Origin of the sequence: Actinomycetospora chlora (assembly GCF_039542135.1) — a bacterium.
GTDB classification, from domain to species: domain Bacteria; phylum Actinomycetota; class Actinomycetes; order Mycobacteriales; family Pseudonocardiaceae; genus Actinomycetospora; species Actinomycetospora chlora.
In genome coordinates this window covers 19,524-46,456 of sequence record NZ_BAABHO010000052.1, presented here as the reverse complement: position 1 = coordinate 46,456, position 26,933 = coordinate 19,524, and the positions used below count along the sequence as shown (strand labels likewise).

At 74.0% G+C, this 26,933-nt stretch carries 30 protein-coding genes and 1 tRNA gene; 11 read left to right on the top strand and 20 right to left on the bottom strand.

What is annotated here, in order from left to right; translation table 11 throughout:
* The coding region (locus ABD994_RS25180) for an ATP-binding protein (RefSeq protein WP_425550122.1) at positions 1-1,290 on the top strand (1,290 nt) is incomplete at its 5' end.
* Here ABD994_RS25180 and ABD994_RS25175 read toward each other — a convergent pair.
* Genes ABD994_RS25175 through ABD994_RS25165 form a run of 3 tightly spaced genes read right to left on the bottom strand, consistent with a single transcriptional unit; the run spans position 1,287 to position 3,377 of the window.
* On the bottom strand, positions 1,287-1,784 hold the full coding sequence (locus ABD994_RS25175) for a DnaJ family domain-containing protein (protein WP_345422041.1): 498 nt from the start codon (positions 1,782-1,784) through the stop codon (positions 1,287-1,289). The two genes, ABD994_RS25180 and ABD994_RS25175, sit on opposite strands and share 4 nt — an antisense overlap.
* A 13-nt stretch (positions 1,785-1,797) precedes the next feature.
* On the bottom strand, positions 1,798-2,469 hold the full coding sequence (locus ABD994_RS25170) for a 4'-phosphopantetheinyl transferase family protein (RefSeq protein ID WP_345422038.1): 672 nt from the start codon (positions 2,467-2,469) through the stop codon (positions 1,798-1,800).
* Entirely contained in the window at positions 2,466-3,377 is a 912-nt protein-coding gene (locus tag ABD994_RS25165) for a metallophosphoesterase family protein (protein WP_345422035.1), read from the bottom strand. Before ABD994_RS25165 ends, ABD994_RS25170 begins: the two co-directional genes overlap by 4 nt.
* A gap of 79 nt (positions 3,378-3,456) precedes the next feature.
* Here ABD994_RS25165 and ABD994_RS25160 point away from each other — a divergent pair, with 79 nt between their 5' ends.
* The 4 genes from ABD994_RS25160 to ABD994_RS25145 all read left to right on the top strand — a co-directional run bounded on the left by ABD994_RS25160 (position 3,457) and on the right by ABD994_RS25145 (position 6,289).
* Positions 3,457-4,698 (top strand): adenylate/guanylate cyclase domain-containing protein, encoded by a 1,242-nt coding sequence (locus ABD994_RS25160; protein ID WP_345422032.1) that lies wholly within the window; start codon positions 3,457-3,459, stop codon positions 4,696-4,698.
* A 70-nt stretch (positions 4,699-4,768) separates the two neighbouring features.
* A complete protein-coding gene (locus ABD994_RS25155) occupies positions 4,769-5,227 on the top strand; it encodes a hypothetical protein (RefSeq protein WP_345422029.1) in 459 nt (152 codons plus the stop codon).
* A 4-nt stretch (positions 5,228-5,231) separates the two neighbouring features.
* A complete protein-coding gene (locus tag ABD994_RS25150) occupies positions 5,232-5,759 on the top strand; it encodes a hypothetical protein (protein ID WP_345422026.1) in 528 nt (175 codons plus the stop codon).
* Complete coding sequence (locus ABD994_RS25145) at positions 5,756-6,289, top strand: hypothetical protein (protein WP_345422023.1); 534 nt, start codon at positions 5,756-5,758, stop codon at positions 6,287-6,289. The genes ABD994_RS25150 and ABD994_RS25145 overlap by 4 nt, the downstream gene beginning before the upstream one ends.
* A 260-nt stretch (positions 6,290-6,549) precedes the next feature.
* Here the strand turns inward: ABD994_RS25145 and ABD994_RS25140 are convergent, their stop codons facing one another.
* Positions 6,550-6,900: a VOC family protein gene (locus ABD994_RS25140; RefSeq protein ID WP_345422021.1), complete on the bottom strand. Its 351-nt coding sequence runs from the start codon at positions 6,898-6,900 to the stop codon at positions 6,550-6,552.
* A gap of 59 nt (positions 6,901-6,959) precedes the next feature.
* Positions 6,960-7,032 (bottom strand) — tRNA-Asn (locus tag ABD994_RS25135).
* A 120-nt stretch (positions 7,033-7,152) separates the two neighbouring features.
* Between ABD994_RS25135 and ABD994_RS25130 the strand changes: the two genes are divergently transcribed.
* Entirely contained in the window at positions 7,153-7,419 is a 267-nt protein-coding gene (locus ABD994_RS25130) for a hypothetical protein (protein ID WP_425550124.1), read from the top strand.
* Between the two features lie 3 nt (positions 7,420-7,422).
* Here the strand turns inward: ABD994_RS25130 and ABD994_RS25125 are convergent, their stop codons facing one another.
* From ABD994_RS25125 to dnaG, 3 genes are read right to left on the bottom strand one after another with little or no spacing between them, the layout of a single operon-like run.
* Positions 7,423-8,205 carry a trans-aconitate 2-methyltransferase gene (locus tag ABD994_RS25125; RefSeq protein ID WP_345422016.1) on the bottom strand — a complete coding sequence of 261 codons (783 nt, stop codon included), beginning with the start codon at positions 8,203-8,205 and terminating at the stop codon, positions 7,423-7,425.
* The gene (locus ABD994_RS25120) at positions 8,202-8,750 is read right to left on the bottom strand and encodes a hypothetical protein (RefSeq protein ID WP_345422014.1); all 549 of its coding nucleotides are present in this window, start codon (positions 8,748-8,750) and stop codon (positions 8,202-8,204) included. Before ABD994_RS25120 ends, ABD994_RS25125 begins: the two co-directional genes overlap by 4 nt.
* Positions 8,747-10,639 (bottom strand): DNA primase, encoded by a 1,893-nt coding sequence (gene dnaG, locus ABD994_RS25115; RefSeq protein ID WP_345422011.1) that lies wholly within the window; start codon positions 10,637-10,639, stop codon positions 8,747-8,749. The genes ABD994_RS25120 and dnaG overlap by 4 nt, the downstream gene beginning before the upstream one ends.
* A 58-nt stretch (positions 10,640-10,697) precedes the next feature.
* On the opposite strand from dnaG, the gene ABD994_RS25110 reads away from it, so the two are divergent.
* Positions 10,698-11,489, top strand: coding sequence for an SDR family NAD(P)-dependent oxidoreductase (locus ABD994_RS25110; RefSeq protein ID WP_345422008.1), 792 nt, complete (start codon positions 10,698-10,700; stop codon positions 11,487-11,489).
* Positions 11,490-11,496: 7 nt separating this feature from the next.
* On the opposite strand, the gene ABD994_RS25105 is transcribed toward ABD994_RS25110, so the two are convergent.
* From ABD994_RS25105 to ABD994_RS25085, 5 genes are all read right to left on the bottom strand, one after another.
* Positions 11,497-11,835: a thioesterase family protein gene (locus ABD994_RS25105; protein ID WP_345422005.1), complete on the bottom strand. Its 339-nt coding sequence runs from the start codon at positions 11,833-11,835 to the stop codon at positions 11,497-11,499.
* 75 nt (positions 11,836-11,910) lie between these two features.
* Entirely contained in the window at positions 11,911-13,563 is a 1,653-nt protein-coding gene (locus ABD994_RS25100; protein ID WP_345422002.1) for a GMC family oxidoreductase, read from the bottom strand.
* A gap of 7 nt (positions 13,564-13,570) precedes the next feature.
* Positions 13,571-14,212 (bottom strand): gluconate 2-dehydrogenase subunit 3 family protein, encoded by a 642-nt coding sequence (locus ABD994_RS25095; protein WP_345421997.1) that lies wholly within the window; start codon positions 14,210-14,212, stop codon positions 13,571-13,573.
* Between the two features lie 37 nt (positions 14,213-14,249).
* A complete protein-coding gene (locus ABD994_RS25090; protein WP_345422060.1) occupies positions 14,250-15,635 on the bottom strand; it encodes a phenylacetate--CoA ligase family protein in 1,386 nt (461 codons plus the stop codon).
* Positions 15,636-15,640: 5 nt separating this feature from the next.
* Positions 15,641-17,410 carry a thiamine pyrophosphate-binding protein gene (locus ABD994_RS25085; protein WP_345421994.1) on the bottom strand — a complete coding sequence of 590 codons (1,770 nt, stop codon included), beginning with the start codon at positions 17,408-17,410 and terminating at the stop codon, positions 15,641-15,643.
* Positions 17,411-17,596: 186 nt separating this feature from the next.
* Between ABD994_RS25085 and ABD994_RS25080 the strand changes: the two genes are divergently transcribed.
* Entirely contained in the window at positions 17,597-18,286 is a 690-nt protein-coding gene (locus ABD994_RS25080) for a GntR family transcriptional regulator (RefSeq protein ID WP_345421990.1), read from the top strand.
* A gap of 4 nt (positions 18,287-18,290) precedes the next feature.
* Here ABD994_RS25080 and ABD994_RS25075 read toward each other — a convergent pair whose 3' ends face one another.
* The 6 genes from ABD994_RS25075 to ABD994_RS25050 all read right to left on the bottom strand — a co-directional run bounded on the left by ABD994_RS25075 (position 18,291) and on the right by ABD994_RS25050 (position 23,768).
* A complete protein-coding gene (locus ABD994_RS25075; RefSeq protein ID WP_345421986.1) occupies positions 18,291-18,818 on the bottom strand; it encodes a gamma carbonic anhydrase family protein in 528 nt (175 codons plus the stop codon).
* A gap of 4 nt (positions 18,819-18,822) precedes the next feature.
* Entirely contained in the window at positions 18,823-20,103 is a 1,281-nt protein-coding gene (locus ABD994_RS25070) for a deoxyguanosinetriphosphate triphosphohydrolase (protein WP_345421984.1), read from the bottom strand.
* Positions 20,100-20,780, bottom strand: a complete 681-nt coding sequence (locus tag ABD994_RS25065; RefSeq protein WP_345421981.1) for a YdcF family protein — start codon at positions 20,778-20,780, stop codon at positions 20,100-20,102. The genes ABD994_RS25070 and ABD994_RS25065 overlap by 4 nt, the downstream gene beginning before the upstream one ends.
* Entirely contained in the window at positions 20,777-21,790 is a 1,014-nt protein-coding gene (locus ABD994_RS25060; protein WP_345421978.1) for an XdhC family protein, read from the bottom strand. The genes ABD994_RS25065 and ABD994_RS25060 overlap by 4 nt, the downstream gene beginning before the upstream one ends.
* 145 nt (positions 21,791-21,935) lie before the next feature.
* Positions 21,936-23,363: a glycine--tRNA ligase gene (locus ABD994_RS25055; protein WP_345421975.1), complete on the bottom strand. Its 1,428-nt coding sequence runs from the start codon at positions 23,361-23,363 to the stop codon at positions 21,936-21,938.
* A gap of 69 nt (positions 23,364-23,432) precedes the next feature.
* On the bottom strand, positions 23,433-23,768 hold the full coding sequence (locus ABD994_RS25050) for an antibiotic biosynthesis monooxygenase family protein (RefSeq protein ID WP_345421972.1): 336 nt from the start codon (positions 23,766-23,768) through the stop codon (positions 23,433-23,435).
* An 85-nt stretch (positions 23,769-23,853) separates the two neighbouring features.
* On the opposite strand from ABD994_RS25050, the gene ABD994_RS25045 reads away from it, so the two are divergent.
* From ABD994_RS25045 to ABD994_RS25035, 3 genes are read left to right on the top strand one after another with little or no spacing between them, the layout of a single operon-like run.
* Positions 23,854-24,144 carry a DUF6703 family protein gene (locus ABD994_RS25045; protein ID WP_345421967.1) on the top strand — a complete coding sequence of 97 codons (291 nt, stop codon included), beginning with the start codon at positions 23,854-23,856 and terminating at the stop codon, positions 24,142-24,144.
* A gap of 11 nt (positions 24,145-24,155) precedes the next feature.
* Positions 24,156-24,494 carry an ArsR/SmtB family transcription factor gene (locus tag ABD994_RS25040; protein ID WP_425550123.1) on the top strand — a complete coding sequence of 113 codons (339 nt, stop codon included), beginning with the start codon at positions 24,156-24,158 and terminating at the stop codon, positions 24,492-24,494.
* Complete coding sequence (locus ABD994_RS25035; RefSeq protein WP_345421964.1) at positions 24,491-24,901, top strand: Fur family transcriptional regulator; 411 nt, start codon at positions 24,491-24,493, stop codon at positions 24,899-24,901. Before ABD994_RS25040 ends, ABD994_RS25035 begins: the two co-directional genes overlap by 4 nt.
* 51 nt (positions 24,902-24,952) lie before the next feature.
* Here ABD994_RS25035 and ABD994_RS25030 read toward each other — a convergent pair whose 3' ends face one another.
* Positions 24,953-26,821 (bottom strand): BCCT family transporter, encoded by a 1,869-nt coding sequence (locus tag ABD994_RS25030; RefSeq protein ID WP_345422054.1) that lies wholly within the window; start codon positions 26,819-26,821, stop codon positions 24,953-24,955.
* Positions 26,822-26,933: the final 112 nt, after the last annotated feature.

Here is a 26,933-nt window from a genome sequence, read left to right as displayed (position 1 = left end):
GGCGGCGACCTCGGCGTCGCCCACGTCGAGGCGGCCCGGGCCGCCGGCGACGCGGCCCGGCAGGCCGAGGAGCAGCGCGCCGCCCTGGCCCGCGACCTCGCCGGGCACCGTGACGCCGACCCCGACGCCGCGGCCCTGCTCGCCGCGCACGACGCCGTGCGCGACCGGCTCGGCCCCGAGCTCGCCCCCGCACCGAACCCCGGGCACGACCTGACCACCCTGCGCGCCGCCGCCGACGCCGCCCGGACGGCCGCCGAGGACGCAGCACGACGGGCCGACGAGGCCGACGTGGCGTGCCGGGCCGCGGAGGACGCGGTGCGCGGCGCCGATACCCGCGCCGCGGTCCTGGCCGAACGGGCGGCCGACGCCCGGCACGCCCACGCCCGCCGGGCCGAGGAGCTCCGCGCCGCCCGGGCCGACGAGCCCGACGCCACGCTCGCCGCGGCCGAGGCCTCGCGTCTCGCGCGGGCCCGGGAGGCCGAACGCGAGCACGAGGTCCTCGCCGCAGCCCTCGCGGACGACGACCCGGACACCGTCGAGGCGCGCGTGGTCAACGCCCGCGCCGTCGCCGAGCGCCTCACGACGGAGGCCGCGCGGCTGGAGCGCGAGCACGCGGAGACCACCGGGCGCCTGCAGGCCGCCGGCGCCCAGGGCTGGCACGACCAGCTCGGGGCCGCGGCCACCGAGCTCGAGGCCGCCGTCCGCGAGCACGACGGCGTCGCCCGCCGGGCCGCGGCCGCCCGGCGCCTGCACGAGACCCTCGCGCGCCACCGCGACCGCGTGCGCCGCTCCTACGTCGCACCGTTCCGGGCGCAGGTCGAGCGGCTGGCGCGCATCGTGTTCGGGCCGACGCTCTCGCTGGAGATCGACGAGGAGCTGCGGATCACCCACCGCACGCTCGACGGCACCACGGTGCGGTTCGAGGCGCTCTCGAGCGGGGCGCAGGAGCAGCTCGGCCTGTGCGCGCGGCTGGCCTGCGCCGCGTTGGTCGACCCGGCCGACGGCGTCCCGGTCGTCATCGACGACGCCCTGGGCCACACCGACCCCGAGCGCCTGGCCCGCCTCGGTGCCGTCTTCACCGCGGCGACGGCGGCCGCCGGCGCCGCCCAGGTGATCGTGCTGACCTGCACCCCGGAGCGCTACCACGGCATCGGCGCCGCCACGGTCGTGCCGCTCACGCCGTCCCGCCGGTCCGGCGACGGCGACCGCGACGACCGGCCCGCGAGCGACACCCCGGTGGCCGTCCCCGGCACCGTCGTCGACCTCCCCCGCGCCCCGCGCGCCGGTTAGCGGATGCGCCGCAGCGCCCGCCGCAGCCGGTCCCACCGCGGCCGGGCCGGGACGGGCGGCTCCGGGGCCGGGTCCGGCCGCGCCGCGGCCGCGCGCGCCGCGCCCTGGTCCGCCCGCCACCGCGCGACGACGTCGTCGGCCCGGGGCATCGACACCGCGATCTGCGGCCCGTCGGGGAAGCGCAGCCACGCCGCCACGCGGGCGGCCAGGGCGGCGACGGTGTCGCGGACCTCGCGCTCGGTGGTCATGTCGCGCACGGTCTCGGGCAGGCGGTCGATCTCGCGGCGCAGGCGCAGCGGGGTGGGCAGGAGGACGTCGTTGGGGATGCCCTCGCGCTCCAGGTAGGAGCGCAGCCACCAGTTCTCGTCGTTGCGCCCGCGCGGCAGGGGACGGCCGGCGCCGCGCAGCCCGTCGAACTTGCCCTCCTCCTGGGCCTCGCGGATGCGCTGCTCGACGATCGACTCGTAGGCCTGCCAGTAGCCCTCGTTCCGCATGGTGCTCCCGAGGTTACGAAACGCCCGCGGGCAGGGCGATCGCAGTGATCACGAGGCCGTCGCGCACCGCCCAGCGGCCGTGGAACCCGGTGAGCTCGGCGCCGTCGACGTCCGGACCGGGGACGCGCAGCGTCGCGGTGAAGGTGCCGTCGGGCGCGGGCCGCAGCTCGGCGTCCTCGAAGCCCAGCCACCGCCCGGTCAGCGGGAACCACGCCTTGTAGACGCTCTCCTTGGCGCTGAACAGGATCTTGTCCCACCGGACGTCCGGCCGTTCACGACCCAGCGCCGCGAGCGCCGCCTGCTCTCCGGCGTCGGTCACCACGCGCAGCACCCCGTCGGGCAGCGCGACGTGCGGTTCGGCGTCGAGCCCGACCGAGCGCACCTCGGCGCTCCAGGCCACCGCCGCCGCGCGGAAGCCGGCGCAGTGCGTGATCGCGCCGACCACGCCCGACGGCCAGACCGGGGCCCGCCGCTCCCCCACCGGCACCGCCACGGCCGGGGCCCCGAGCCGGGTCAGCGCCTCGCGGGCGCAGGCGCGGGCCGTCGTGAACTCGGCCCGCCGGGTCGCGACCGCGCGCGCCACGGCCGCCTCCTCGGCCGGCGCGAGGACGGCGCCCGGGTCGTCGTCGGTGCGGGCCACCGCCACGACGGCCGGGGGCAGGAGGTCCGCCAGGGCCGTCGTCACGACCGGGCCCAGCGGGCGCGCTGCTCGGCGGCCCACGCGGTGAAGGGGTCGGGCCCGTCGTCCGGTGCCCCGGGCAGGATCTCCCGCAGCGCCCCGCGGACCAGGCCGTGCCGTCGCCACTCGCGGGGATAGCCGACCGACACCTCCTCGCAGCGCACCCCGTCCTCGACGGTGGTGCGCGGGACGTGCAGGTGGCCGTAGACGACCACCTCGGCGTCGAAGCGGACGTGCCAGTCGGCCGTCGCCGTCGTGCCGCACCAGATCGCGAACTCGGGGTGGCGCAGGATGCGGGTCGGGTGGGGCGTGAGCGGCCAGTGGTTGACGAGCACGGTCGGCATCCCCGCGGGCCGGTCCTCGAGGCGAGCGAGTGTCCGGGCCAGGCGGTCGGCGCACCAGGCGGCCGGGCCGGGGAACGGGTCGCTCGACATCAGCACCTCGTCGGTGCACACCACACCGGCCTCGCGCGCGACCTCGAGCGCCTGCTCGTCGGTCCACGACGCCGGGATGGACGGCGGCCGGACGCTGTAGTCGTAGAGCAGGAACATCGGGCACACCAACGCCGGCCCGCCCGCCCCCTCCCACACCGGCCACGGGTCCTCGGGGGTCAGCACACCGAGGCGTCGGCACTCCGCGACGAGGTGGTCGTAGCGCGCGGGCCCGACGAGGTCGACCTCGTCGCCCGGCGGGGTCCACAGCTCGTGGTTGCCCGGGACCCAGATCACCCGCGCGAACCGCCCGGCCAGGATCTCCAACGCCCACAGCGTGGTGGCGACGCGGTCGCCGACGTCGCCGGCGACGATCAGCCAGTCGTCGGGGTGCGTGGGGGCCAGCTCCCGGACGAGGTCCTCGTTCTCCTGCCGGTTGACGTGCAGGTCGCTCGTCGCCAGCAGGCGGGGGCCGCGGCTCATACCGATCACGGTACGGATCCCGCGGGCTCACCGGTCGCCACGGCGTGTCCACCCCGCACCCCTTTGGCACCATGGACGGGTGCCGCCGCGCTCCCGCACGTCGCTGCCCCTCCCGGCGCGGGTCCGGTCGGTCATGGCCGAGGGCGACTACGACCGCGCCGGCCTCCTCGACGGGTTGTCGGGCGACGAGCGCCGGGTCCGGGTGTCGGTGCTCGAGTCGCTGGCCGCCGACGGCGTCGACATCGCGACGATGCGCGACGCCATCGAGCGCGACCGGCTCGGTCTGCTGCTGCTCGAGCGCACCCTGCGCCCCGAGGACGGGCACTCCCTGACCGACGTCTGCCGCATCGCCGACATCGACGCCGACGTCGTGCGCCGCTGGTTCCAGGCCCTGGGACGCCCGCTGGCCCCCGATCCCGACGAGCCGATCTACACCGACGAGGACGTCGAGATCGCCGAGCGGATCCACCGCTACCGCAGCTTGGGGTTCAGCGACGAGGAGATGATGCCGGTCGTCCGGGCGATCGGACGCGGCGTGCTCAACATCGCCGACGCGCTCGGCGGGCTGCTGGGCGAGGCGCTGCTGCGTCCCGGCGAGCCCGAGCCCGAGACGGCCCTGCGCTACGCGGCCGAGGCGCGGCGCATCGTCGAGGACGACTCGCTGCACCTCGTGCACCTGGTCGCCGCCGCCCTCGCCGACCGCATCCGTTCGCACGCACTCGCCGTCGAGGAGTCGAGCGCCGGGCGCCTGCAGGGCGCCCAGGAGGTGACCGTGTGCTTCGCCGACCTCGTCGGCTTCACCGACCTGGGCGAGTCGGTCTCGGCGGTCGAGCTCAGCGAGGTCGCCGAGATGCTGTCGGCGTGCGCCACCGAGGTCTCCGCCTGGCCCGTGCGCCTGGCCAAGGTCATCGGCGACGCGGTCATGCTCGTCTCCCCCGACCCCACGGCGCTGGTGCGCACGGCCCTCGACCTCGTCGAGGAGTGGTCGGACCCCCGCGACGGGCGCCCGGGGCTGCGCGTCGGCGTGGCCATGGGCATCGGGGTGCCGCACGCCGGCGACTGGTTCGGCCCGCCGGTCAACCTGGCCAGCCGCGTCACCGAGACCGCCCGGCCGGGTCAGGTCACCGTGACCGCCGCGGTGCACGACGCCGTCGTCGCGGCCGCGGGCGACGATCCGCCGCTGCGGTTCCGGGCCGCCGCCCCGCGGAAGTTCAAGGGTGTCCGGGGAGCGCAGCGCCTGTACCGGGTCCAGCGTCGCCCGGCCGGGTCACGCGGCAACGGCGCGCCCAACGATCCGGTGAATCCGCCCGGTTCCCGGTGAGACGTTAGGCCATTCGGCCTACTTCCTGTCCGGAACGTCGGAGAGCCGACGTCGGAGAGGAGTGTCCACCGTGGAAACGACGACCAAGAGGCGCCTCGGCGCCGTGGCCGCGGGCATCGCGCTCGCCTGCGTCGCGGGTGTCGCGCTCGCGGCCTGGCTCTCGAGCGGCGCCGGTACCGCCGAGGGCAGCTCGACGACCGCCGTCAACTCGACGATCACGCCACAGAACGGGGCGAGCGGGCTGTACCCGGGCGCGACCACGACGGCGACCGTCACCGTCAACAACCCGAACTCCTACCCGGTGGTCGTCGCGTCGATCTCGCCGGGCAGCTCGACCGCCACGAGCGGCAACTGCCCCGCCGGCACCGTCACCACCGGGGGCCTGACGAACCCGGCCGGCACCATCGCCCCGGGCGCGTCGGGGACCTACACGCTGACGGCGAAGATGATCGCCAACCCGGACAACAGCTGCCAGGGCCAGAGCTTCGTCCTCCCGCTGACGGCGAGCCTGGCCTCGGCGGCGAGCTGAGCCGGTGTCCGCACGCCGCGCCCGCTGGTCCTCGGGCCGCCGGACCTCGTGGCGGTGGTGGCTGCGCCGCCTGCCGGCCGTCGGGGTCACCGGGGTCGCCGTCGCCGTGCTGCTGGGGGCCGGGCTCGCCTCGGCCGCCTGGCTCTCGACGGGCGGCGGCACCGCGACCTCGCGGGCCGGGCAGGCCCAGCCGCCCACGACCACCACCGTCGCCGGGACGGCCGTCACGGCCAACCTGCTCTACCCGGGGTCCAGCGGCGACGTCAAGATCACCGTCAACAACCCGAACACCTACCCCGTCACGGTCACCTCGGTGAGCCCCAGCGGCGCACCGACGGCCGCCGGCGGGACGGGCTCGTGCGGGACCACCGGGGTCGGTCTCACGACGGTCTCACCGGGCACGACCGTCCCCGCCAACGGGTCGGCGACGCTGACGCTCGCGGGCGCGGCGTCGATGACGAGCGCATCGGAGACCGGGTGTCAGAACGCGACCTTCACCATCCCCGTGACCGTCGCCATCACGAGCGCGTGAGGCGACCGGCGCTCGGGATCCTCGCCGCGGCCGTCGTCGCCACGCTGCTGCTCGCGGGCGGCGGCGTGGCGGCGGCGGCGTGGCGCAGCCAGAACACCGGTACCGCGACGGCACGGGCCGGCCAGATCGGGACGCCGACGGGCGTCACGATCGGGGCGATCACCTGCACCACGAGCGGTCTGACCACCACCGCGAGCATCCCGGTGAGCTGGACCGGGGTCACCGGGGCGGGCGAGTACACGGTCGCGTCCGGCCGTGCCCTCGGCCTCCTCTCGGACTCGAGGACGGTCACCGGCACGTCGACGACCCTCACGACCACGACGCTGCTGCTCACGGTGTACGTCACCGTGACGGCGAAGGCCGGGAACTGGACGGGCGCGCCGAGCGCCACGGTCAGCAAGGCCGTCACCTGCCCCGCCGGCGGCGCCACGCCGCGCTCGACCGGGACGACGGGCACCACCAGCACGACGCCCACGACGACCGTGCCGACCACCGTGCCGACGACTGTGCCGACCACCGCGCCGGGCTGAGCGACGGGTGCGCGATGGTGGTGGGCCGGGGCCCGCTCCCCAGCATGCCGTTCCGGCCCACCACCACGCGGACGGTGCCCCCGGGCACCGGACACCGGGACTCCTCACCGGCTCACCGAAGAGCGTGCCCCGCGCCACACCGTCGGCACCAGGGGTCCGCACCGAGGTTCACTCGACACGGTGACGGGTTCACTCGACGCGGTGAGCGTCCCGGCCCCGTCCCCTCGCCGCCACGGCACCGTCCGCGGCGCCGGGACAGGTCACTCCTGCTGGGCGATGTTCAGGACGTTGCCGTCCGGGGCGCGGACGAAGAACCGGCGCACGCCCCACGGCTCGGTGGTCAGCGGGTGGACGATCTCGTACCCCCGCCGGCGGGCCTCGTCGTGGGCCTCCTCGACGTCGGCGACCTTGAGCGACGCGACCGGGTCCTCGGGCGCCGTCGCGTCGCGGGTGAGCAGCTGGACCCCGGCTCCCGTCGTGGGGTCGGAGAGCCGGGTCACCCAGTCCATCCCGATGCCCTCGGCGCTCATCCCGAGGTAGTCGGCGTAGAAGGTGCGCGCCGCCGCGACGTCGGGCACGCGCAGGTTGACGTGAACGCTCGTGACCTGCACGAGAACCTCCACAGGATCATGAAAAAGCCCCGGGCCAGCACGCTGACCTGGGGCTTCGGCTCCTCCGACTGGACTCGAACCAGTAACCCTTCGGTTAACAGCCGAATGCTCTGCCGATTGAGCTACGGAGGACCGCACGCCCGACAGATCGCGCTGCCGGACGGGTAACACGCTACCGCACGGGCTCCGCCGTCATCCCGCACGGGGTGAGGCAGGATGGCCCGCAGACGTCCGCGGAGGAGTTCCATGAAGATGATCCCGTTCCTGCTGGGTGCCGGTGTCGGCTACGTCCTCGGCGCGCGCGCCGGACGCGAGCGCTACGAGCAGATCGCCCGCGCGTACCGCCAGGTGGCCGACCACCCGAGCGTCCAGGGGGCGGCCGGTGTCGCCCGCGCCAAGGCCGGCGAGGCCGTGCAGACCGGCGTGGCGATGGCGAAGGAGCGCGTGGCCCCCTCCGGATCGGGCGGTCACGAGCCCGCCGCTCCCGGCCGGTCGACCACCAACGGCTCGGGCCGGTGAGCCTCAGGCGCCGTCCGGGATCCCCAGCACCGCGAACACCCGGCGGAACCCGAACCAGGTGACGCCGGCGGCGTCGGGCGGGTAGGCCTCCCGCAGCCGCGGGGCGAGCTCGGCGCGCAGCCGCGTCCAGTCCGCGTCGTCGAGCACGGCGTGGGCCGGGCGCAGCGTCGTCCCCGCGATCCAGTCGCCCACCGGGTCGTCCCCGGTGAGCGGGTGCAGGTAGGTCGTCTCCCAGCAGTCGACGACACCGCCGGGGCGGGTCGCGGCGAGCAGCCGCGCGTACTCCTCGGGGGCCCCGACGCCGTACGTCGGCAGCCCGTCGGGGACGCGGGCCGACCAGGCCGGGGACTCCAGCAGGTCGCGGGCGATCTCGTGCGAGGGCGAGCGCTCGTTGCCCGGCACCTGCAGCGCGAGCCAGCCGCCCGCCGGCAGCGCCGCCGCCCAGCGCGTCACCAGCTCGCGGTGCTCGGGCACCCAGTGCAGCACCGCGTTGGTGACCACGACGTCGGTGGCGGGGCCGGGTGCGAAGTCGCGGACGTCGGCCTGCTCGGCGTCGACGCCGTTCGCCCGCGCGGCGGCGACCATCTCGGACGACGAATCGGTGGCCCGGATCCGCGCACGCGGCCACCGCCGGGCAAGAACCTCGGTGAGGTGGCCCGGACCGCAGCCGAGGTCGACCACCTCGCGGGGTGCCGGCGCGCCGATCCGGGCGACGAGGTCGATGAACGGCCGGGCGCGGTGGTCGTCGTGGCGGCGGTAGAGCGCCGGGTCCCAGGTGAGGGTCATCCCCGGGCCTCTCTCAACCTCTCCCCCACCCCTTCGGCGACGCTGCGCACCGCGTCGACGTCGGTGCCCGGATCCGGGCGGACGTGCAGCACGATCCCGTCGCCCGGCACGCGGCGCTGGACGAACCAGGCGCCGCCGGCCCCGAGGTCGTGGTGCTGGCTGTCCTTGACCGCGGCGGTCACGCGCCGGTGGACGGTCTCGGGAATCCGGCCCGGTCGCGTCAGCGGCACCCGGCGCGGCGGCCGGTCGGCGAGCAGCACCACCCCGCCCGCGAGCTCCTCGGCCTCGTCGGCCTCGACCACCTCGAGCGCGCCGCTCGCCCACGTCGCCTTCGTGACGAGGTGCCAGACGATGCGGCGCGCCGGCTCACCGGAGGCGGCGGGCGGCAGCCAGAGCCCGATGTCGGTGGCGAGCACGACCGACCCGCGCGGGCCCTGCCCGTCGGCGAGCACCCGCTCACCCTCGTCGAGGGTGCCCGTGAAGCCCTCCGGCACCGGCTCGCGGCCGGTGAGCAGGGCGGTCAGGCGGTCGCGCACCCCGCTCACAGGGTTGCTCCTGAGGCCTGGTCGCGCAGCGCTTTCTTGTACTGCTCGAGAGCGACGAGGTCGCCAAACAGTTCGTTGTATTCGTCAGGCTCGCTTACCTGATTAATTCGCTGCAGCCGCGACTTGATATCAGAGACCTGACGCTCGACTTGCGCCCCTCGCAGGGCCGTCATCATGCCTGTTACGTAACGATGTTCGTCGGCTTTCCTGGTCTCTAGCGGCTCAACGGCCAACTCCGACACCAAGCGTCGGTACCCGCTTGGCGCCTCGTTGGCCACAGCTTCCAGCCACTCTGAGCCGCCGAGACCAGAACCGGTCCCTCCCGCGGCAATTATCGCGCGGTGCATTGCACGGTACGCTTCGTGACTGAACGCATCATCAGCCAGCTCGTCGTAGACGGGCCCACCGTAGGCCGGGACTTGCAGCGCGGCCTTCAATACCTCGCGCTGTGTTCGAAGGACTGGGTCTCGTCTATCTGGCAATTCTGGACTATTACTGTTTGAGGGGTGTGCGCTTGGGGTGCGGCGCGGGGCCCGCCGGGCCGGCTCGACCGGCGCCCCGGCCGTCTCCCGCACCCGGCGCACCACCTGGGCCTCGTCGGACCACCCGACCCAGCCGGCCAGACGGCGGGCGTAGCCGTCCCGGAGGTCCTCGCGACGGATGCGCGCGACCTCGGGCACGGCGCGCTGCAGCGCGGCGACCTGGCCCTCGACGGAGCCGAGGTCGTGCTCGTCGAGGATCGCCCGGATGATGAACGAGAACAGCGGCGCCCGCTGCGCCACGAGGTCGCGCAGCGCGATCTCGCCGCGCTTCTGGCGCAGGTCGCAGGGGTCCATGTCGTCGGGCGCGACGGCGATGTAGGTCTGGGTGGCGAACTGCTGGTCGCCCTCGAACGCCTTGCGCGCCGCCGCCTGCCCCGCGGCGTCGCCGTCGAAGACGTAGATCACCTCGCCGCGGTCGAACGAGTCGTCCATGAGCAGGCGGCGCAGCACCGCGACGTGGTCGTCACCGAAGGCCGTGCCGCAGCTCGCGACCGCCGTCGTCACCCCGGCGAGGTGCATGGCCATGACGTCGGTGTAGCCCTCGACGATCACCGCCTGGCGCGTCTTCGCGATCTCGCGCTTGGCCTTGTCCAGGCCGAACAGGACCTTCGACTTGTGGTAGACGGGCGTCTCGGGGGTGTTGAGGTACTTGGCCTCGATGCGGTCGTCGTCGAACAGCCGCCGCGCGCCGAAGCCGACGACGTCGCCGCCGAGGTCGCGGATCGGCCAGAGCAGCCGGCGGTGGAAGCGGTCCATCGGGCCGCGCTGCCCCTGCCGCGAGAGGCCGGCCTTCTCCAGCTCCTCGAGCGTGTAGCCCTGGGCGAGCAGGTGCTTGGTGAGCTTGTCCCACCCGCTGGGCGCGAAGCCGCAGCCGAAGTCCTCGGCCGCCGCCTGGTCGAACCCGCGCTCGGCCAGGAACTCCCGCGCCTTCTGCGCCTCCCCGGGCGCCCGCAGCTGCTCGGCGTAGAACTCGGCGGCCAGCTTGTTGGCGGCCAGCAGCCGGCTGCGCGTGCCACGGTCCTTCTGGACGCTGGACCCGCCGCCCTCGTAGGTGAGCCGGTAGCCGACGCGATCGGCCAGCTTCTCCACGGCCTCGACGAAGCCCAGCTGCTCGATCTTCATGATGAAGTCGATGACGCTGCCGCCCTCGCCGCAGCCGAAGCAGTGGAACGTGCCGTGGGTGGGCCGGACGTTGAACGACGGCGTCTTCTCGTCGTGGAACGGGCACAGGCCCTTGACCGACCCGGCGCTGGCCCGGCGCAGGGCGACGTACTCGCCGATCACCTCGTCGACCCGGTTGCGGTCGCGCACCTCGGCGATGTCCGCGTCCCGGATGCGCCCCGCCATGCCCCCGAGTGTAGGGATGTCCCCGGCGCACCCGGGCGCTCCCCGACGAGGAGGCACCATGCAGCTCGACCTGTCCGGACGCACGGCGCTCGTCACCGGCTCGACCGGTGGCATCGGGCGGGCCATCGCCGTCGACCTCGCCCGCGCGGGCGCGCGGGTGGTGGTCAACGGCCGCACGCCGAAGCGGGTCGAGGAGGCCGCGGCCGGCGTGCGCGACGAGACCGGCGGGGACGTCACCGGCGTGGCCGCGGACGTCGCCACCGAGGAGGGGGCCGCCGCGCTGGCCGCCGCGGAGCCGGCCGTCGACGTGCTGGTCAACAACCTCGGCGTCTTCGGGCCGCGGCCCGCCCTGGAGATCACCGACGACGACTGGCGGCGCTTCTTCGAGGTCAACGTGCTCGCGGCCGCCCGGCTGATCCGCACCTACCTGCCCGGCATGACCGAGCGGGGCTGGGGCCGGGTCCTCGACATCGCCAGCGACTCGGCCGTCGTCATCCCCGCCGAGATGATCCACTACGGGATGTCGAAGACGGCGCTGCTCGCGGTGTCGCGCGGCTTCGCCAAGGAGGCCGCGGGCACCGGCGTCACCGTCAACTCGGTCATCGCGGGCCCGACCCACACCGGCGGGGTCGAGGAGTTCGTGCGGCAGATGGTGGGCGACGACCTGCCCTGGGACGAGGCGCAGCGGCGGTTCATGGTCGAGCACCGGCCGCAGTCGCTGATCCAGCGGCTCATCGAGCCGGAGGAGATCGCCCACATGGTGACCTACCTCGCCTCGCCCCTGGCCTCGGCGACCACCGGCGCGGCCGTCCGCGTCGACGGCGGGTACGTCGACTCGATCGTGCCGTGAGCCGTGCTCAGCCCGTGAACGACGCCCGGTCGACGACGACGCGGTCGATCTCGCCGTCGGCGACGTGGTGGCCGTCGCCGTCGACCGCGCTGACGTCGAAGGTCAGCCGGTCGCCCTCGGTGGTGAGCGAGGCGTACACGTCGACCGTCCCGCCGACGGGCGTCGGGCGGCGGTGCCGGACCCGGACGGCGGCGCCCACCGTGGTCTGCCCCTCGGCCAGGTGTGGCGCGGCCTCGGACACCGTCGCCGCCTCGAGCCAGGCGATCAGCCGCGGCGTGCCCAGCACGGTGACGTCGCCGCTGCCGAGCGCGACAGCGGTGTCGTCGTCGGTGACGGTGTACCTCATCGGGGCGATGGTAGAGGTCCACGTGAGTGGTTCGGGTCGCCAGCACGACCCGAACCACTCACGAGGCCGAGGCCCTCACATGTCCGGGGCGTCCGCGTTCGACGGCGTCGTCTTCTGGGCGACGATCGCGTCGTGGTTGCGCAGGAGGTACTCCCCGGTGCGCTGCGAGAGCGCGCCGATCGTCGACGTCGGGTTCACCGCGCCGCCGGTGGTCAGCGTGCTGCCGTCACAGACGAACAGGTTCGGCAGGTCCCACGTCTGGCACCACTTGTTGAGCACCGAGTCGTCGGGCGTGTTGCCCATGCGGCAGGTGCCCATGAGGTGCCAGGCCGGCGGCGGGTAGAGCACGCCCGTGTCGTTGGTCTCGACCGCCCCGACCGCCCGCGTGGCCTCGAAGATCTTGTCGATGCCGTACTCCGCGAGCGCCACGTCGTTCGGGTGCAGCTCGTAGTTCACGTGCGCCGCCGGCAGCCCCGAGGAGTCGGTGACGTCGCGGTCCAGGGTCACCCTGTTCGTCTCGACCGGCAGGTCCTCCCCGAACATGAAGACCATGAGGTGGTTGGCGAAGTGGCCGTCGAAGAACTCGCGGTGCTGCTCACCCCACGGCGCCGTGTAACCGGTGTGCGTCCCCATCGCGGCGTACGCCGGCCCGAAACTGCGCGCGACCTGCATACCGAAACCGTTGACGAATCCCCGGCTGACGTCGGTGTGGTAGAACTCGTGCGAATAGAGCGGCGCTCCGAAGGAACCCTTGAAGCCCTCGACCGGCTCGTCGAACCACGAATCGCAGAACGCGAACACGTGGTGCATCAGGTACTTGCCGACGATGCCGTTCGAGTTCGCCAGCCCGTCCGGGTGGCCCTTCTGGGCGCTCTGCAGCAGCAGGCGCGGCGACCCGATGCCGTTCGCCGCCAGCACCACGATCTTCGCCCGCACCTCGTGGCGGTCACCGGTGAGACGGTCGATGTAGGTCGCACCCGTCGCCCGGCCGTTCTCGGCGTTGATCGTCTCGACGCGGGCCATCGTGCGCAGGTCGGCCCCGTGCCGGATCGCGTAGGGCCAGTGGGCGTTGGCCGGCGTGGACAGCGAGCCGGTGGGGCTGCCGGAGAGCTCGTTGCCCATCGCCTGGTCGGGCTCGCGGTTCTCGCGCGGCCGGGTGATGATCGCGTTGTCGGACGGCCACCAGTGCCAGCCGAGGTCCCGCGACGCCTTGGCGTACTTCAGGCCCAGCTTGCCGGGCAGCACCTCGGGGTCGCGGACGGCCTGCTTGCGGTCCGGGTACGACGGATCGCCGATGCGCCCGGAGATGCCGTAGATCTCGTCGTTCTCGTCGTAGAACGGCGCGAGGTCCTCGTAGGAGATCGGCCAGTCGATCGTGCCCTCGAGACCGTGCTCGGTGCCCTTCCGGAAGTCGACGGGCTTGTAGCGCGGCCAGTGGCCGGCGTAGTGGACCGTCGAGCCGCCGACGTTGTTCATCATGTACGGCGTCGTCGTGCCGGTGACCGGATAGTCCTCGGGCAGCTGGCGGACGTTGGGGTCGTAGGCCCACCCGCGCTGCTTCTCCAGCTCCCACTCGTCGTGGTAGTGGGGGTGCTCGGTGGGCTTGACCCACGGGCCCTGCTCCAAGCAGACCACCTTCACGCCGTGGCGGGCCAGCTTGAGCGCGATGCCGGCCCCGCCGGGGCCCGCGCCGATGATCAGGACGTCGGTCTCCTCGTGTGCAGCCACGGTCGCCTCACTTCGTCCAGGACAGCTGGGAGAGGTCGACCCGCACGACCTCGTCGGTCTCGAGGTAGGAGCCGTTCTCCTGGGCCTGCGTGAGCAGCTCCTCGTCCCAGGGCTCGGTGGTCTGGAGGTAGCCGTAGGGCAGCGGCGGACCGTGGTAGTCGCGGCCGGCCGGCAGGTTCCGGTTGATCGCCAGCGTGACCACCGGGCGCGAGTAGTAGCCGTAGTAGACGAGCGCGCGCAGCTGCTCGAAGAGCGGGTCCTCGGCCTCCTCGAGCTCGCCGATCGCCGCGGTCCGGTCCGCCGCCGAGCCGTCGACGAAGCCCTGGCCGAGCCGGTCCAGCCCCGCCTTGAGCTCGTCCTCGGTCGCGAACGGGAAGTGCTTGTTCCGGTAGCCGCTCGGGGTCGTGTACCGGCCCACGAACGTCACGAGGTCCAGCTCGCTCGCGGTCGGCCAGGCAGGATGTGGCGGGATGATCGTGTCGGCGACCGCGTTGATCACTTCCGCCTGGAGGTCGCTGAACCGGACCGGTTCCTGGAGCCCGCCGAGGCGTGGACGGCCCGACTCGAAGTAGCCGCCCGCCTCTCCCGGCGTCGCCGTCGTCTCCGGAGCGCCGAACGGGGCCGGCTTCTCTCCGAGTGCGTTGTCCACGGTCTCTTCCCCTCTCCTGTGAAGGTCGGTCTCTGGGTCAGCGCGTGTGCTCGCGCTCGTCCACCACGCGGCGGGACTTGTGCTCGGCGCGCTCGAGGGTGTTGGCGTCGACGGACTCGAAGGTCACGCGCACGCCGAGGAACGACTGCAGGCCCGAGCCGGTCCGCTGCTCGAAGTCGGAGCGCTGCCCCTCGGGCAGGGTGGTCTCGGCGCGGACGATCATCTCGTCCATCGACCCCGTGCGGCGCACGATGATCTGGTGCTCGCCGCCGTAGTCGTCGACGCCGCGCAGGTAGTTGTCGACCTCCGTCGGGTACACGTTCTCGCCGCGGATGTGGATCATGTCGTCGATCCGGCCGTAGACGCCCTGCGGCAGCTTGGGGTACGTGCGCCCGCAGGGGTTGTCCTCCATGACCCAGCGGGTCAGGTCGTTGGAGGCCAGCCGGATCATCGGCTGCGACGTGCGCTCGAGGTGGGTGTAGACCGGCGTGCCCTCGTCGCCGTACGGCACGGTCCGGAACGTCTCGGGGTCGCAGACCTCGTGCCAGACGATGTCCTGCCAGAGCAGCATCCCGTCGGGGGTCCCGGCCGTGGCCGACGCCGACATGAACGGCGTCATCTCGGCCATCGTCCCGCAGTCGATCACCGTGGCGCCGAACGCCTCCTCGATCGCCGAGCGCACCTTGGGCACCGACGCGCCGGGCTCGCCGGAGAAGAACATGACCTTCAGCCCGAACTCGCGCGGGTCGATCTTCTCCTGCTCGGCGACCTCGGCCAGGCGCAGCGCGTAGGACGGCGTCGCGTAGAACGCCGTGGGCTTCAGGCGGGCCAGCCAGTTCACCGCGCGCGACGTCATGCCCTGCGCGCCGGCCCCGAACGGGAGCACCCGGCAGCGCAGCCGCTCCGCGCCGGCCATCGCGCCCCACGAGCCGAGGTAGAGCGAGAACAGGGCCGCGACGAACACGGTGTCGCCGGGCCGCACGCCCATCCCCCAGAGGATGCGGGCGTGGTTGTCGGCGATGACCTCCCAGTCGCGCCGCCCGATGCCGAACGCCGTGGGCTGGCCGGTGGTCCCCGACGTGCCGTGGATGTGGTGCACGTCGGTCGGCTCGATGCACAGGTAGTTGCCGAACGGCGGGTGGTCGGCCTGCGACTCGCGCATCTCGGCCTTCGTCACCACCGGGACCTGCTCGAACGCCTCGAACGACGTGATGTCCGCGGGCTTGCAGTCCACCGCGTCCCACTTGTCCTTGTAGAACGACGAGTTCGCGTACGCGTACTCCATGACCTCGCGCAGCCGCGGAAGGACAGCGGCGTCGCGCTCCTCGGGATCCATGGTCTCGCGCACCGGGAACCAGTACGGCGACTCCGGATCGGGGAGGTAGTCCTGGTCGTAGCGGGTGGGGAACGCCCACTCCTCCATCTGCGTCACTGCGGCACGTCCTTCCGGCGCTCGATCTCGGCGTCGTTCCACGGCGTGAGGGCCTGGTAGTCCGGCACGAAGCCCAGCCCCTTGCCGGAGTCGGGCGAGGGCGCGTCCTGGGTCGTGACCACGTCGACGACGGCCGGGGCGTTCTCCAGCGCCCGCCGGATCGCCGGCACGAGGTCGTCGGCGGTCTCGACGCGCTCGCCGTGCGCCCCGAACGCGCGGGCCATCGCCGCGTAGTCGGAGTCGGCGAGCAGCGTCCCGGCCACCAGGCCGTAGTTCTCGGCCTGGTCGTAGCGCTCGATGTTCCAGGCGCGGTTGTTGGACACGATCACGACGATCCGCGCCCCGTGCCGGACCGCGGTGTCGATCTCGGTCGCGGTGATGCCGAAGGCGCCGTCGCCGGTCACGGCGATCACCGGGCGTTCGGGCCGGGCCAGCGACGCGGCGATCGCGAACGGCGTCGCGACCCCGAGGCAGCCGAACGCCCCGGCGTCGAGGTAGCGGGCGCACCGCGTGATGCCGAGCCGTGCAAAGGACAGCAGGTCCCCGCCGTCAGCGATCATGACGGTCTCGCCGAGGTCGACCGCGTCACCGTCCAGGGCGTCGAGCGCGCCGAAGATGCGGTTCGGGTGGAGGTGGCCGTCGGCGCCGTCCTCGGTGGTGTGCAGCTCCTCGCGGTAGGACTTGGCCCGGTCGGTGTGCTTGGCCTTCAGCTCGTCGCGCCACGTGGTGTCGGGCGTGTGGCCGGCCAGCGCGTCGGCGATCGCCCCGAGCGCGGCCGCCGGCTCGGCGAGGATCTCCACCTCGCCGCGACGATTGTCGATGAGCTCGCTCGCGGTGTCGGCGATCCGCACGACCTTCGCGTGGCGGAACACCGCCGGGGACCCCATGCCCAGCTGGTAGTCCAGCTGCCGGCCGACGGTGACGAGCAGGTCGGTGTCGCGCATGACCGCCGACCGCGCGCTGCCGACCGCGGCCGGGTGGTCGTCCGGCACGAGGCCGCGGCTCTCCTGGGTGTCCAGGTAGGCGGCGCCGGAGGCGTCGAGCAGGCGCACCAGGTCGGTCCCGTCGGTGGTGCGGGCACCCCGGCCGGAGATGATCGCCGGCTTCGCGGCGGCCCGGATGAGGTCGGCGACGGCGGCGACGTCGTCGGGGTGGGGCTGGGGGCGGCGCCGCGGCTTGGCGCGGAGGTGCTCTGGCGTCTGCAGCGCCGGCGGGACGTCGCGGCGCAGCACGTCGGTGGGGATCTCGAGGTAGACCGGGCCGGGCTCGCCGCGGTCGCCCGTCGCCCGGGCCCACGCCTCGTCGAACTCCCGCAGCACCTGGTCGGCGCTGCGCAGCGTGCGGGCGAGCCGGGTGACCGGCGCGAGGATCGCCGTGTGCGGGATGTCCTGCAGCGGCCCCATGTTCGATTGCGGGATCGGTGGGCAGCCGCCGATCACCATGATCGGGATGCGGGACACCGACGCGTTGGCGACGCCGGTCACGGTGTTGGTGACGCCGGGCCCCGCGGTCACCATCGCGACGGCGACCTCGCCGGTCAGCTCGGTGTGGGCGTGCGCCATGTGCACCGCCGACCCCTCGTCGCGGACGTCGACGATCCGGACGCCGGCGCGCGCGAGCTGGTCCCAGATCGGCTGGATGTGTCCGCCCTGGAGCCCGAAGACGCGGTCGACCCCGTGCTCGACGAGGAACCGCGCCACGAGCGTCGCCACGGGCACCGGTCCGCTCGCCGACTCGGTCGCCGGGTTCGCCAGCTGGTCCGCCATGGACCCTCCGTTCGTGACGGCCGACCCGGGCCTGCGCGTGTCGGCGGTCACACCACCGTCCCGGATTCTGAATTCAGAAGTCAAGCCTGGTGTCGTGGTTACCGGCCGCTACCATCCGGGCATCACGGCTCCCGCTCGGCGTGCCAGGATCTTCGGCGCGCCACACGGGAACGGGAGAGGACGTCGATGGCGGAGCTACCCCAGAAGCCCTCGCGGACCGAGCAGGTCTTCGAGGCGATCGTCGACGACATCTGCACCGGCCGGCTCGTGCCCGGCGTCCCCCTGCGCCAGGAACAGCTCGCCGAACGGTTCAACGTGTCCCGCCAGCCGATCCAGCAGGCGCTGCTGCTCCTGCGCAACCAGGGCCTGGTGCGGGAGTTCGGACGGCGGGGCCTCGAGGTGGCCCCGCTCGAGCGCGAGTTCGTGAGCCACCTCTACGAGCTGCGCGGCATCCTCGACGGCCAGGCGGCGCGGCTCGCCGCGGAGCGCCGTGACGAGGAGTGGCTGCGCCATGCGACGAAGGTGGTCGTGGCAGGCCGGCAGGCGTTCTCCGACCGGGCGTTCGCGACGATGGTGCGCAACGACGTCGAGTTCCACCGCGCGGTCGTCGAGGCCTCCGGCAACCCGCTGCTCGCCGAGAGCGCGGGGGTCATGTGGCGCAACGTGCAGCGCGTCATGGGCGAGGTCCTGCTGCAGGGCGGCGGGCCGGCCTGGGTGTGGGAGGACCACGCCGCCATCCTCGACGCCGTCCGCGACCGCGACGGCGACCGCGCCGAGGCGCTGGCCCGCCGCCACGCGGAGCACGGCGAGCAGCTGATCCTGGCGTCGATGCCGGCGCCGGCCGTGGCGGACGAGGTCGTCCCCGAGGCCGAGTGAACGATCAGCCCCGGGTCGCCGCGCGGTGCACGCCGAGCAGGTGGCGGTAGGTCGCGGCGCTCAGCCCGATCATGTTCCGCTCGTCCTCGGTGGTCTCGCGGCGCACCTTTCCCGGCACACCCGCCACCAGCGAGTTCGGCGGGACGACGACGCCCTGGGAGATCACCGCGCCGGCGGCGACGACCGACCCGCGCCCCACGACCGCGCCGTTCATGATCACCGAGCCCATGCCGACGAGGCAGTCGTCCTCGACGGTGCAGCCGTGCACCACCGCGCGGTGCCCGACCGTGACGTTGCTGCCGATCGAGGCCGGGAAGCCGGGGTCGGCGTGCACGACCGTGCCGTCCTGGATGCTCGTGCCCTCCCCCACCGTCACCTCGGCGGTGTCGGCGCGCACGACGGCGGTGTACCAGACGCCGGTGTCGGTCCCGATCGTCACGCGGCCGGCGACGACGGCACCGGGCGCGACCCACGCGCCGTCGGCGATCGTCGGGGTGTGGCCGTCGACGGTGATCAGTTGCACGCCGGCCATCCTGTCAGCCGGCCACCGGGCGGGCGGCGCGGAGGCGCGCGCACCACCGTTCGGCGCCGCCGTCGGTCAGCACGGCCACCTGGTCGACGACGACCCGCAGCCGGGCGGCGTCGTCGGGCGCGGCCTCCCACGCGGGCACGAAGGCCGGGTCGAGGGCCTGCGGGGCCCCCTGGCGGAGGCGCTCGACGAGCTCGGTGACGAGGTCGCGCTGGCGCGCCTGCACGGCGAGCCGCGCCGGGTCGCGCATCACCCAGCGCAGGGCGGCCGCCTTGAGCACGGCGACCTCGGCCCCGATCGGGGCCGGGACCACGAGGTCGGCGCCGTGGCCGGCCGGCACGACGTCCTCGCCGAGGGCGTCGCGCGTCGCGTCCACCGCGGCCGAGACGAAGCGGCCGACGAGCTCGCTGGTCAGGCGCTTGAGGTCGGCGGTGGCCGCGAGCGACCCGTCGTGCGCGCCGTGCGCCGCGGCCGCGCGCACGGCCGGGAACTCCGCGAGCACCCCGGCGGCCTCCTCGAGCTCGCCGCGCGGGGCGGCGGAGAACGCCTCGGCGGCCAGGGCGGCGAGCTCGGCGCGCTCGGCGGGGCGCGCGAGCCAGCGCAGCACGATGCGCCCGGCGAGGATGCCGTCCTCGAGGTCGTGCACCGAGTACGCGACGTCGTCGGCCCAGTCCATGATCTGGGCCTCGACGCAGCGCCGGTCCGGCGGCGCGCCCTCGCGGATCCAGTCGAACACGGCGACGTCGTCGGGGTAGACGCCGAACTTGCGCGTGCCGGGCCGGCGGGTCCACGGGTACTTCAGGCAGGCGTCGAGCACGGCGCGGGTGAGGTTGAGCCCGCGGGAATGCCCGGATCCATCGTCGCTGTCGTCGAGCACCTTCGGCTCGAGCCGCGTGAGGATCCGCAGGGTCTGCGCGTTGCCCTCGAAGCCGCCGCAGTCGGCGGCCAGCTCGTGCAGTGCCCGCTCGCCGTTGTGGCCGAACGGCGGGTGGCCGATGTCGTGGGCCAGGCCGGCGGTGTCGACGACGTCGGGGTCGGCGCCCAGGTCCTCGGCCATCCCCCGCCCGATCTGCGCGACCTCGAGCGAGTGGGTGAGCCGGTTGCGCGGCACGCCGGTGACCTCGGCGTCCTCGTCCGGGCCGACGACCTGGGTCTTGCCCGCGAGGCGGCGCAGGGCCGCGGAGTGCAGGACGCGGCCGCGGTCACGGGCGAACGGCGAGCGCCGGTCCCGCCCGGGCTTGGGCGCCTCGTCGAACAACCGCGCGGCGCGGTGCCCCGGCGTCGTCATCCCAGGCCGGGGTCCGAGAAGTCGGACGACCCGTGGGTCAGGTGGTAGTAGATCAACGCGCCGGTCTCCCGGACGATGTAGCGGAACTGCGTCTCGCGGGTCTGCACCACCGGTCCGCGCTTGGTGGGCGACGTCGTGGCCTCGAGCCCGACGTCGTCGGCCATGGTGCGCGAGCGCAGCGAGTGCCACGGGTCGCTGACCAGCACCGCGGACTCCCAGCCCCGCTGCTCGGCGACGTCCGCGACGGCCTCGAAGCTCTCGAAGGTGTCGCGGCCCTCGTCGACCGGCAGCAGCGCCTGGCCGGGCACGCCGTTCTCGACGAGCCACTGCTCGCCGGCCTGCGCCTCGGTGAACGCGTCGCCCGCGGCCGCCCCGCCGACCGTGACGATCCGCGGTGCGACGCCCTCCTCGTAGAGCTCGAGGGCGTGCTGCAGGCGCGCCCGGAACACCGGCGAGGGCCGCCCGTCGTACTGCGCGGCGCCCAGCACGACGATCATGTCGACGGGCTGTCGCTCGTCGACCCGGCCCAGCTGCCAGACGCGGATCGCGGTGCCGGCGACGAGGAGGACGGCGACCACGACCGCGCCGACGACCACCCGCGGAGCCCAGCGCAGGGCGCTGCGGGCGGTGCTCGGCGGCGGGGGTGCAGGACGGGGACCGGCGGGGGCGGGACTCATGCGCCGATCGGCCCGGCCGCCCGGCCCAGCGCCGACGGGTCGCGCCCGCTGCGGGCGGCGAGGACCTCGGCGACGATCGACACCGCCGTCTCGGCGGGCGTCCGCGCGCCCAGGTCGAGCCCGACGGGCCCGTGGATGCGGCCGAGCTCGGCCTCGGTGACGCCGGCGGCGAGCAGGCGCTCGCGCCGCGCCGCCTGGGTGCGCCGCGAGCCGAGCGCGCCGAGGAACCCGCGGCCCGGCCCGGATCCGTGACCGAGGCCCGTGCGCAGCACCGCGTCGAAGGCCGGGTCGTGGTCGAGCAGGACGAGCACGTCGGCGTCGGTGAACGCGGCGACCGCGGCGTCGGCCTCGGCGACGGTGTCGGCGCGCCCCGCGGCCCACCCGAGCAGCCCGGCCTGCGCGGCCAGGGCGTCTGCGATCGCGCCGGGGCCGACGACGATCATGGTCGGGACCGGTACCCACAGGTCGACGAGCACGTCGGCGCCGGCCTCGAGGGTGACGCGCTCGGTGACGGTCGCGCCGCGGCGCAGCAGGCCACGGACGTGCGCGGCGGCCGCGGCATCGATCGCCGCGAAGCCCAGCGAGCCCTCGACGGCGTCGAGCTCCTCGCCGGTGATGGCCAGCGACGCCGACCCGTCGGCGCGCGACACCAGCGCGGCCGGCACCCCGGCGGCGAACGCCGCCGCGAGGGCGCGGGGCGCGGTGGCGTCGAGGGGGTGGGCGAGCAGCGTCGCGCCGCCGGCGCAGGCGAGGCCGGCGGCGACGGCGGCGTCCTCGCCGACGTGCGCCTCGACCACGGCCGGCCGCGTGCGGGCCTGCGTCGCCAGCGTCGTGACCCGGTCGTCCAGCGCGCCGCGCAACAGCACCCCGCCCAGCGTGCCGTCGGCCCCGGCGACCATCAGCTGGCCGGGCTCGACGGTGCCGAAACCGTGCCGGTCGAGCACGCGGACCACGGCCCGCGCCTCGTCGCCCCGCGCCAGGACCCCGGCCACCTCGCTCAGGTCGCTCACGCCGTCCAGGGTAGGCGAGCCCGCACTCCTCCCCCGCCCGCCGGGCCGGGGTCGACGGCCCGGGACGAACGAACGACGCTCTCGCTGCCTCGGAAGCAGCGAGAGCGCCGTTCGTTCCCCGACGGAGTCGGCGTACGGGCGAGCGTCAGCAGCCGATCAGGCGGGCGGCGAGGTAGGACTCGAGCTGGTCGAGCGCCACCCGCTCCTGGGTCATCGCGTCGCGGTGGCGAACGGTGGCGGCCTGGTCGTTCAGGGAGTCGAAGTCGACCGTCACGCAGAACGGCGTCCCGATCTCGTCCTGACGCCGGTACCGGCGGCCGATGGCGCCGGCGTCGTCGAACTCGACGTTCCAGTGCCGGCGCAGCGTGGCCGCGAGGTCGCGGGCCACCGGCGAGAGGTCGGCGTTGCGCGACAACGGCAGCACGGCGGCCTTGACCGGCGCGAGGCGCGGGTCGAGGCGCAGGACCGTGCGCTTGTCGACGCCGCCCTTGGCGTTGGGCGCCTCGTCCTCGGTGTAGGCGTCGAGCAGGAACGTCATCATCGAGCGGCCCACGCCGGCGGCGGGCTCGATGACGTAGGGCCGGTAGCGGGAGTCGGTGGCCTGGTCGTAGTACGACAGGTCGACCCCGGAGTGGTTCGAGTGCGTCGTGAGGTCGAAGTCCGTGCGGTTCGCGATGCCCTCGAGCTCGCCCCACTGCTGGCCGGCGTTGAAGTCGAACCGGTACTCGATGTCGACGGTGCGCTTCGAGTAGTGGGAGAGCTTCTCCTTCGGGTGCTCGTAGTGCCGCAGGTTCTCCGGGTCGATGCCGAGGTCGGTGTACCAGCGGGTGCGCTCGTCGATCCAGTACTGGTGCCACTGCTCGTCGGAGCCGGGCTCGACGAAGAACTCCATCTCCATCTGCTCGAACTCGCGCGTGCGGAAGATGAAGTTGCCGGGCGTGATCTCGTTGCGGAAGCTCTTGCCCATCTGCCCGATGCCGAAGGGCGGCTTCTTGCGCGCGGCCGACATGACGTTGGCGAAGTTCACGAAGATGCCCTGCGCGGTCTCGGGCCGCAGGTAGTGCAGGCCCTCCTCGGACTCCACGGGGCCGAGGTAGGTCTTGAGCATCATGTTGAACTCGCGCGGCGGGGTGTACTGGCCGCGGGTGCCGCAGTTGGGGCACGGCACGTTCGACAGGTCGTAGTGGACGTGGCCCTCGGCGTCGGTCGACTCCAGCGACGGGCCGCCGGTGCGCTCGGCGAAGTCCTCGGCGAGCTGGTCGGCGCGGAACCGCCGGTGGCACGCCGTGCACTCGACGAGCGGGTCGGTGAACACATCCACGTGGCCCGACGCGACCCAGACCTGGCGCGGCAGGATGACGCTCGAGTCGAGCCCGACGACGTCCTCGCGGCCGTTGACGACGGCCTTCCACCACTGGCGCTTGAGGTTCTCTTTGAGCTCGACGCCCAGGGGGCCGTAGTCCCACGCCGACCGCGTCCCGCCGTAGATCTCACCGGAGGGGAAGACGAAGCCGCGGCGCTTGCACAGGTTGACCACGGTCTCGATGCGGGCGCTGCCGGTGGGGGTGGGCACGGTGGGAGCTCCGGGGAATCGCAGGTGCTCGCCTGGCTGGCGGGTGCATCCAGGGTAGCGATCGGCCGTTCAGCGGTCGGTGAGCAGGCTCGGCTGCTCGGTGAGGCCGTCCGGCCCGGCGGTGATCGCGCGCTCGTGCGCCGCGGGCTCGTCGGTCAGCGCCTCGGACAGGAACGGCACGACGTGCTCGCGGACGTCGAAGGGCTGCAGCGCCCGGCGGTAGGCGGTGACCGTCGCGAAGCGGGCGACGAGCACCCAGCGACCGGGCTCCTCGATGGCCCGCCCGAGGTCGACGCCCTCGCAGCCGGGCTGCGCGGCGAGCAGGCCGACGGCCCGGCGCGCGCGGGCCAGGAACCCGGCCGGGTCGTCCGCGTCGTCCGGCGCGAACCGGCAGACCAGCAGCACGCGGCCCTCCTCCCGTCCCCACCGATCGACAACGGATGCCATTATCGGAAGGGAGGACACCGTCGAGGTCACCGGGGAGGCTGCCGTGAGCGGACGCGTGCCGGGGCGCCCCGGGCGCCGGGGTCGGATGATCGCCGGCGACGGCCCGCTGGCCCGGGTGCCGGTGCCCGCCGTCTTCGCGGTCGTGGTGATCGTCTTCGCCGCCGGGGTGCTGATCGGCGGGGTGGTCGGCGCGGTGCTGCTCGGGCTGCTGGCGCTCGGGGTCGCGGGCCTGCTGGCGGCGACCTGGCCGGTGCTGGGTGCGGGCGAGCGCGCGGTGCGCGTGCTGGTGCTCGCGGTGCTCGTGGCCATCGCGATCGGGCTGGTGGTCCGGTGAGCGCGCCCGGGGTGCCCGTCACGCACGCCGAGGAGGAGCCGGACGTGCCGGCCCCGCCGGCCCCGGACCCGGCGGCCCTCGTCGCGGCCGGCGACCTGCTGCGCGCGCTCGCCGCGCCCGTGCGGATCGCGATCGTCCTGCAGCTGCGCGCCTCGCCGCGTTGCGTCCACGAGCTGGTCGACGCCCTCGGCGTCACCCAGCCGCTGATCAGCCAGCACCTGCGCGTGCTCAAGGCCGCGGGGGTGGTACGCGGCGACCGCCGGGGCCGCGAGGTGGTCTACCGCCTTGTCGACGACCACCTGGCCCACATCGTCGTCGACGCCGTCGAGCACGCGGAGGAGGAGTCGTGACTACGCCCCGCTCCGCGTCGGTGCCGGGGCTGCGCGCCACCCGCCAGCGGGCCGCGATCGCCGGCCTGCTCGACGAGCTCGACGACTTCCGCTCGGCCCAGGAGATCCACGAGGAGCTCCGGCGCCGCGGCGAGGGCATCGGGCTGACCACCGTGTACCGCACGCTGCAGGCCCTCGCCGACGCCGACGAGATCGACGTCCTGCGCACCGGCACCGGCGAGGCGTCCTACCGGCGGTGCTCCGAGCACCACCACCACCACCTCGTCTGCCGGGTGTGCGGCAAGACCGTCGAGGTCGAGGGCCCGGCCGTCGAGCACTGGGCCGACCGCGTCGCCGCCCAGCACGGCTTCGCCGAGATCTCCCACACCGTGGAGATCCTCGGCGTCTGCGCCGGCTGCCGCGCTTGACGGCGCCGGTGACCCCCGCCACGCCGAACGCGGCGGGGGCCCGGCTCCCGTCTACTCCCGCTCGGCGCTCGGCCGCCCGGCGTGCTGGGCCCGGGCGCCCGGGCCGGTGTCGACGACCTCGGTGCCAGCCGGGTCGTCGTCGCGCGGCACCGTCGGGGACGCGTCGCCCTCGGTCTCGGCGAACGGGTCCTGGACGCCGCGCACGTCGGCGTAGGTGGGCCCGGACTCCTCGCCGTCCCGCCGCGGGCTCGAGGCCGGGAAGGCCTGGACGCGCAGGTAGAAGTCGTCGCCGTGGCGGTCGGTGCCGTAGTCGACGGCCTGCTCCATGACCTCGAGGCCCTTGGACTCGCGCAGGACCACGGGGTCGTGGTTGAGGTCGCGCATGAAGGCGACGCACAGCAGCACCATGATCACCACGAACGGCGCGGCCACGAGGATCGTGAGGCTCTGCAGGCCCGAGAGCGCGTCCTCGCCGCCGACGAGCAGCATGATGATCGCGACGGCGCCCATCACCGAGCCCCAGAAGATCACGATCCACCGCGACGGCTCGTCGGTGCCGCGCTGCGAGAGCGTGCCGGTGACGATCGACGCGGCGTCCGCGCCGGACACGAAGAAGATCGCGACCAGGACCATCACCAGCAGCCCGGTGAACGTCGCCCACGGGTAGGCCTGCAGCACGGCGAAGAGCTGCTGCTCGGTGCCCGCCGCCGCCGGATCCAGCCCCGCCTGCTGCTGGCTGATCGCCGTGCCGCCGAAGATCGCGAACCAGACGAGGCTCACGAGGCTCGGCACGAGGATGACGCCGCCGACGAACTGGCGGATGGTGCGGCCCCGGCTGATCTTGGCGAGGAACATGCCGACGAAGGGCGTCCACGAGATCCACCAGGCCCAGTAGAAGACGGTCCACGAGCTCAGCCAGTCGAGCATCGCGGTGCCGCCGGTGGCCTCGGTGCGCCCGACCATCTCGGCGAAGTCGCCGAAGTAGGCGCCCACCGCGGTGGGCAGCAGGTCGAGGATGATCACTGTCGGGCCCACGACGAACACGAACAGCGCCAGCACGCCGGCCAGCACCATGTTGATGTTCGACAGCCACTGGATGCCCTTGGCCACGCCCGAGACCGCCGAGAGCACGAACGCCGCGGTGAGCACGACGATCAGCGGCACGAGGACCTCGTTGCCGGCACCCGGCCAGAACCCCGTCGCCTCGAGACCGCCGCCGATCTGCAGCGCCCCGAGGCCCAGGGACGCGGCCGAGCCGAAGATGGTCGCGAAGATCGCGATGATGTCGATGACGCGGCCGATCGCCCCGTTGGCCGCCCGCTCGCCGATGAGCGGGATGAACGCCGAGCTGATCAGCTGGCGGCGGCCCTTGCGGAACGTCGAGTAGGCGATGGCCAGGCCGACCACGGCGTAGATCGCCCACGGGTGGAGCGTCCAGTGGAACAGCGACGTGGCCATCGCCGTGCGCAGGGCCTCCACCTGGTCTCCCGGCGGGACCGACCCGGGCGGCGGTTCGGTGTAGAACGACAGCGGCTCGGCGACGCCGTAGAACATCAGCCCGATGCCCATGCCGGCGCTGAACATCATCGCGATCCACGAGACCGTGCGGAACTCCGGCTGCTCGTCGTCGCGCCCGAGCCGGATGCGGCCGAAGCGGCTGAAGGCGAGCCACAGCGCGAACGCCACGAACCCGGTGGCGGCGAGGATGAAGCCCCAGCCGCCCCCGCGGATGACGCCGCTGAGCATCGCGCTGGACGCCGAGCTGAGGCTCTCGGTGCCGATGACGCCCCAGGCCACGAACACGACGGCGAGCCCCGCGCCGACCCCGAAGACGACCCGGTCGGTCCCCTGCTTGCGGTCCGCCGCGCAGTCGGGCTCGGCGCCCGCCTCCTCCGGCGGTGACGAGAGATCCTGTGTCATCACGCGTCGCGTCTCCCTGCCGGAACCCGGCCGGGGACGCCCCTCCTCTCCGGATGGACGACGGCGACGGGAGTCTACGGGGTGTATGCCCGGTTTCGTCCCGCTTTCGGCC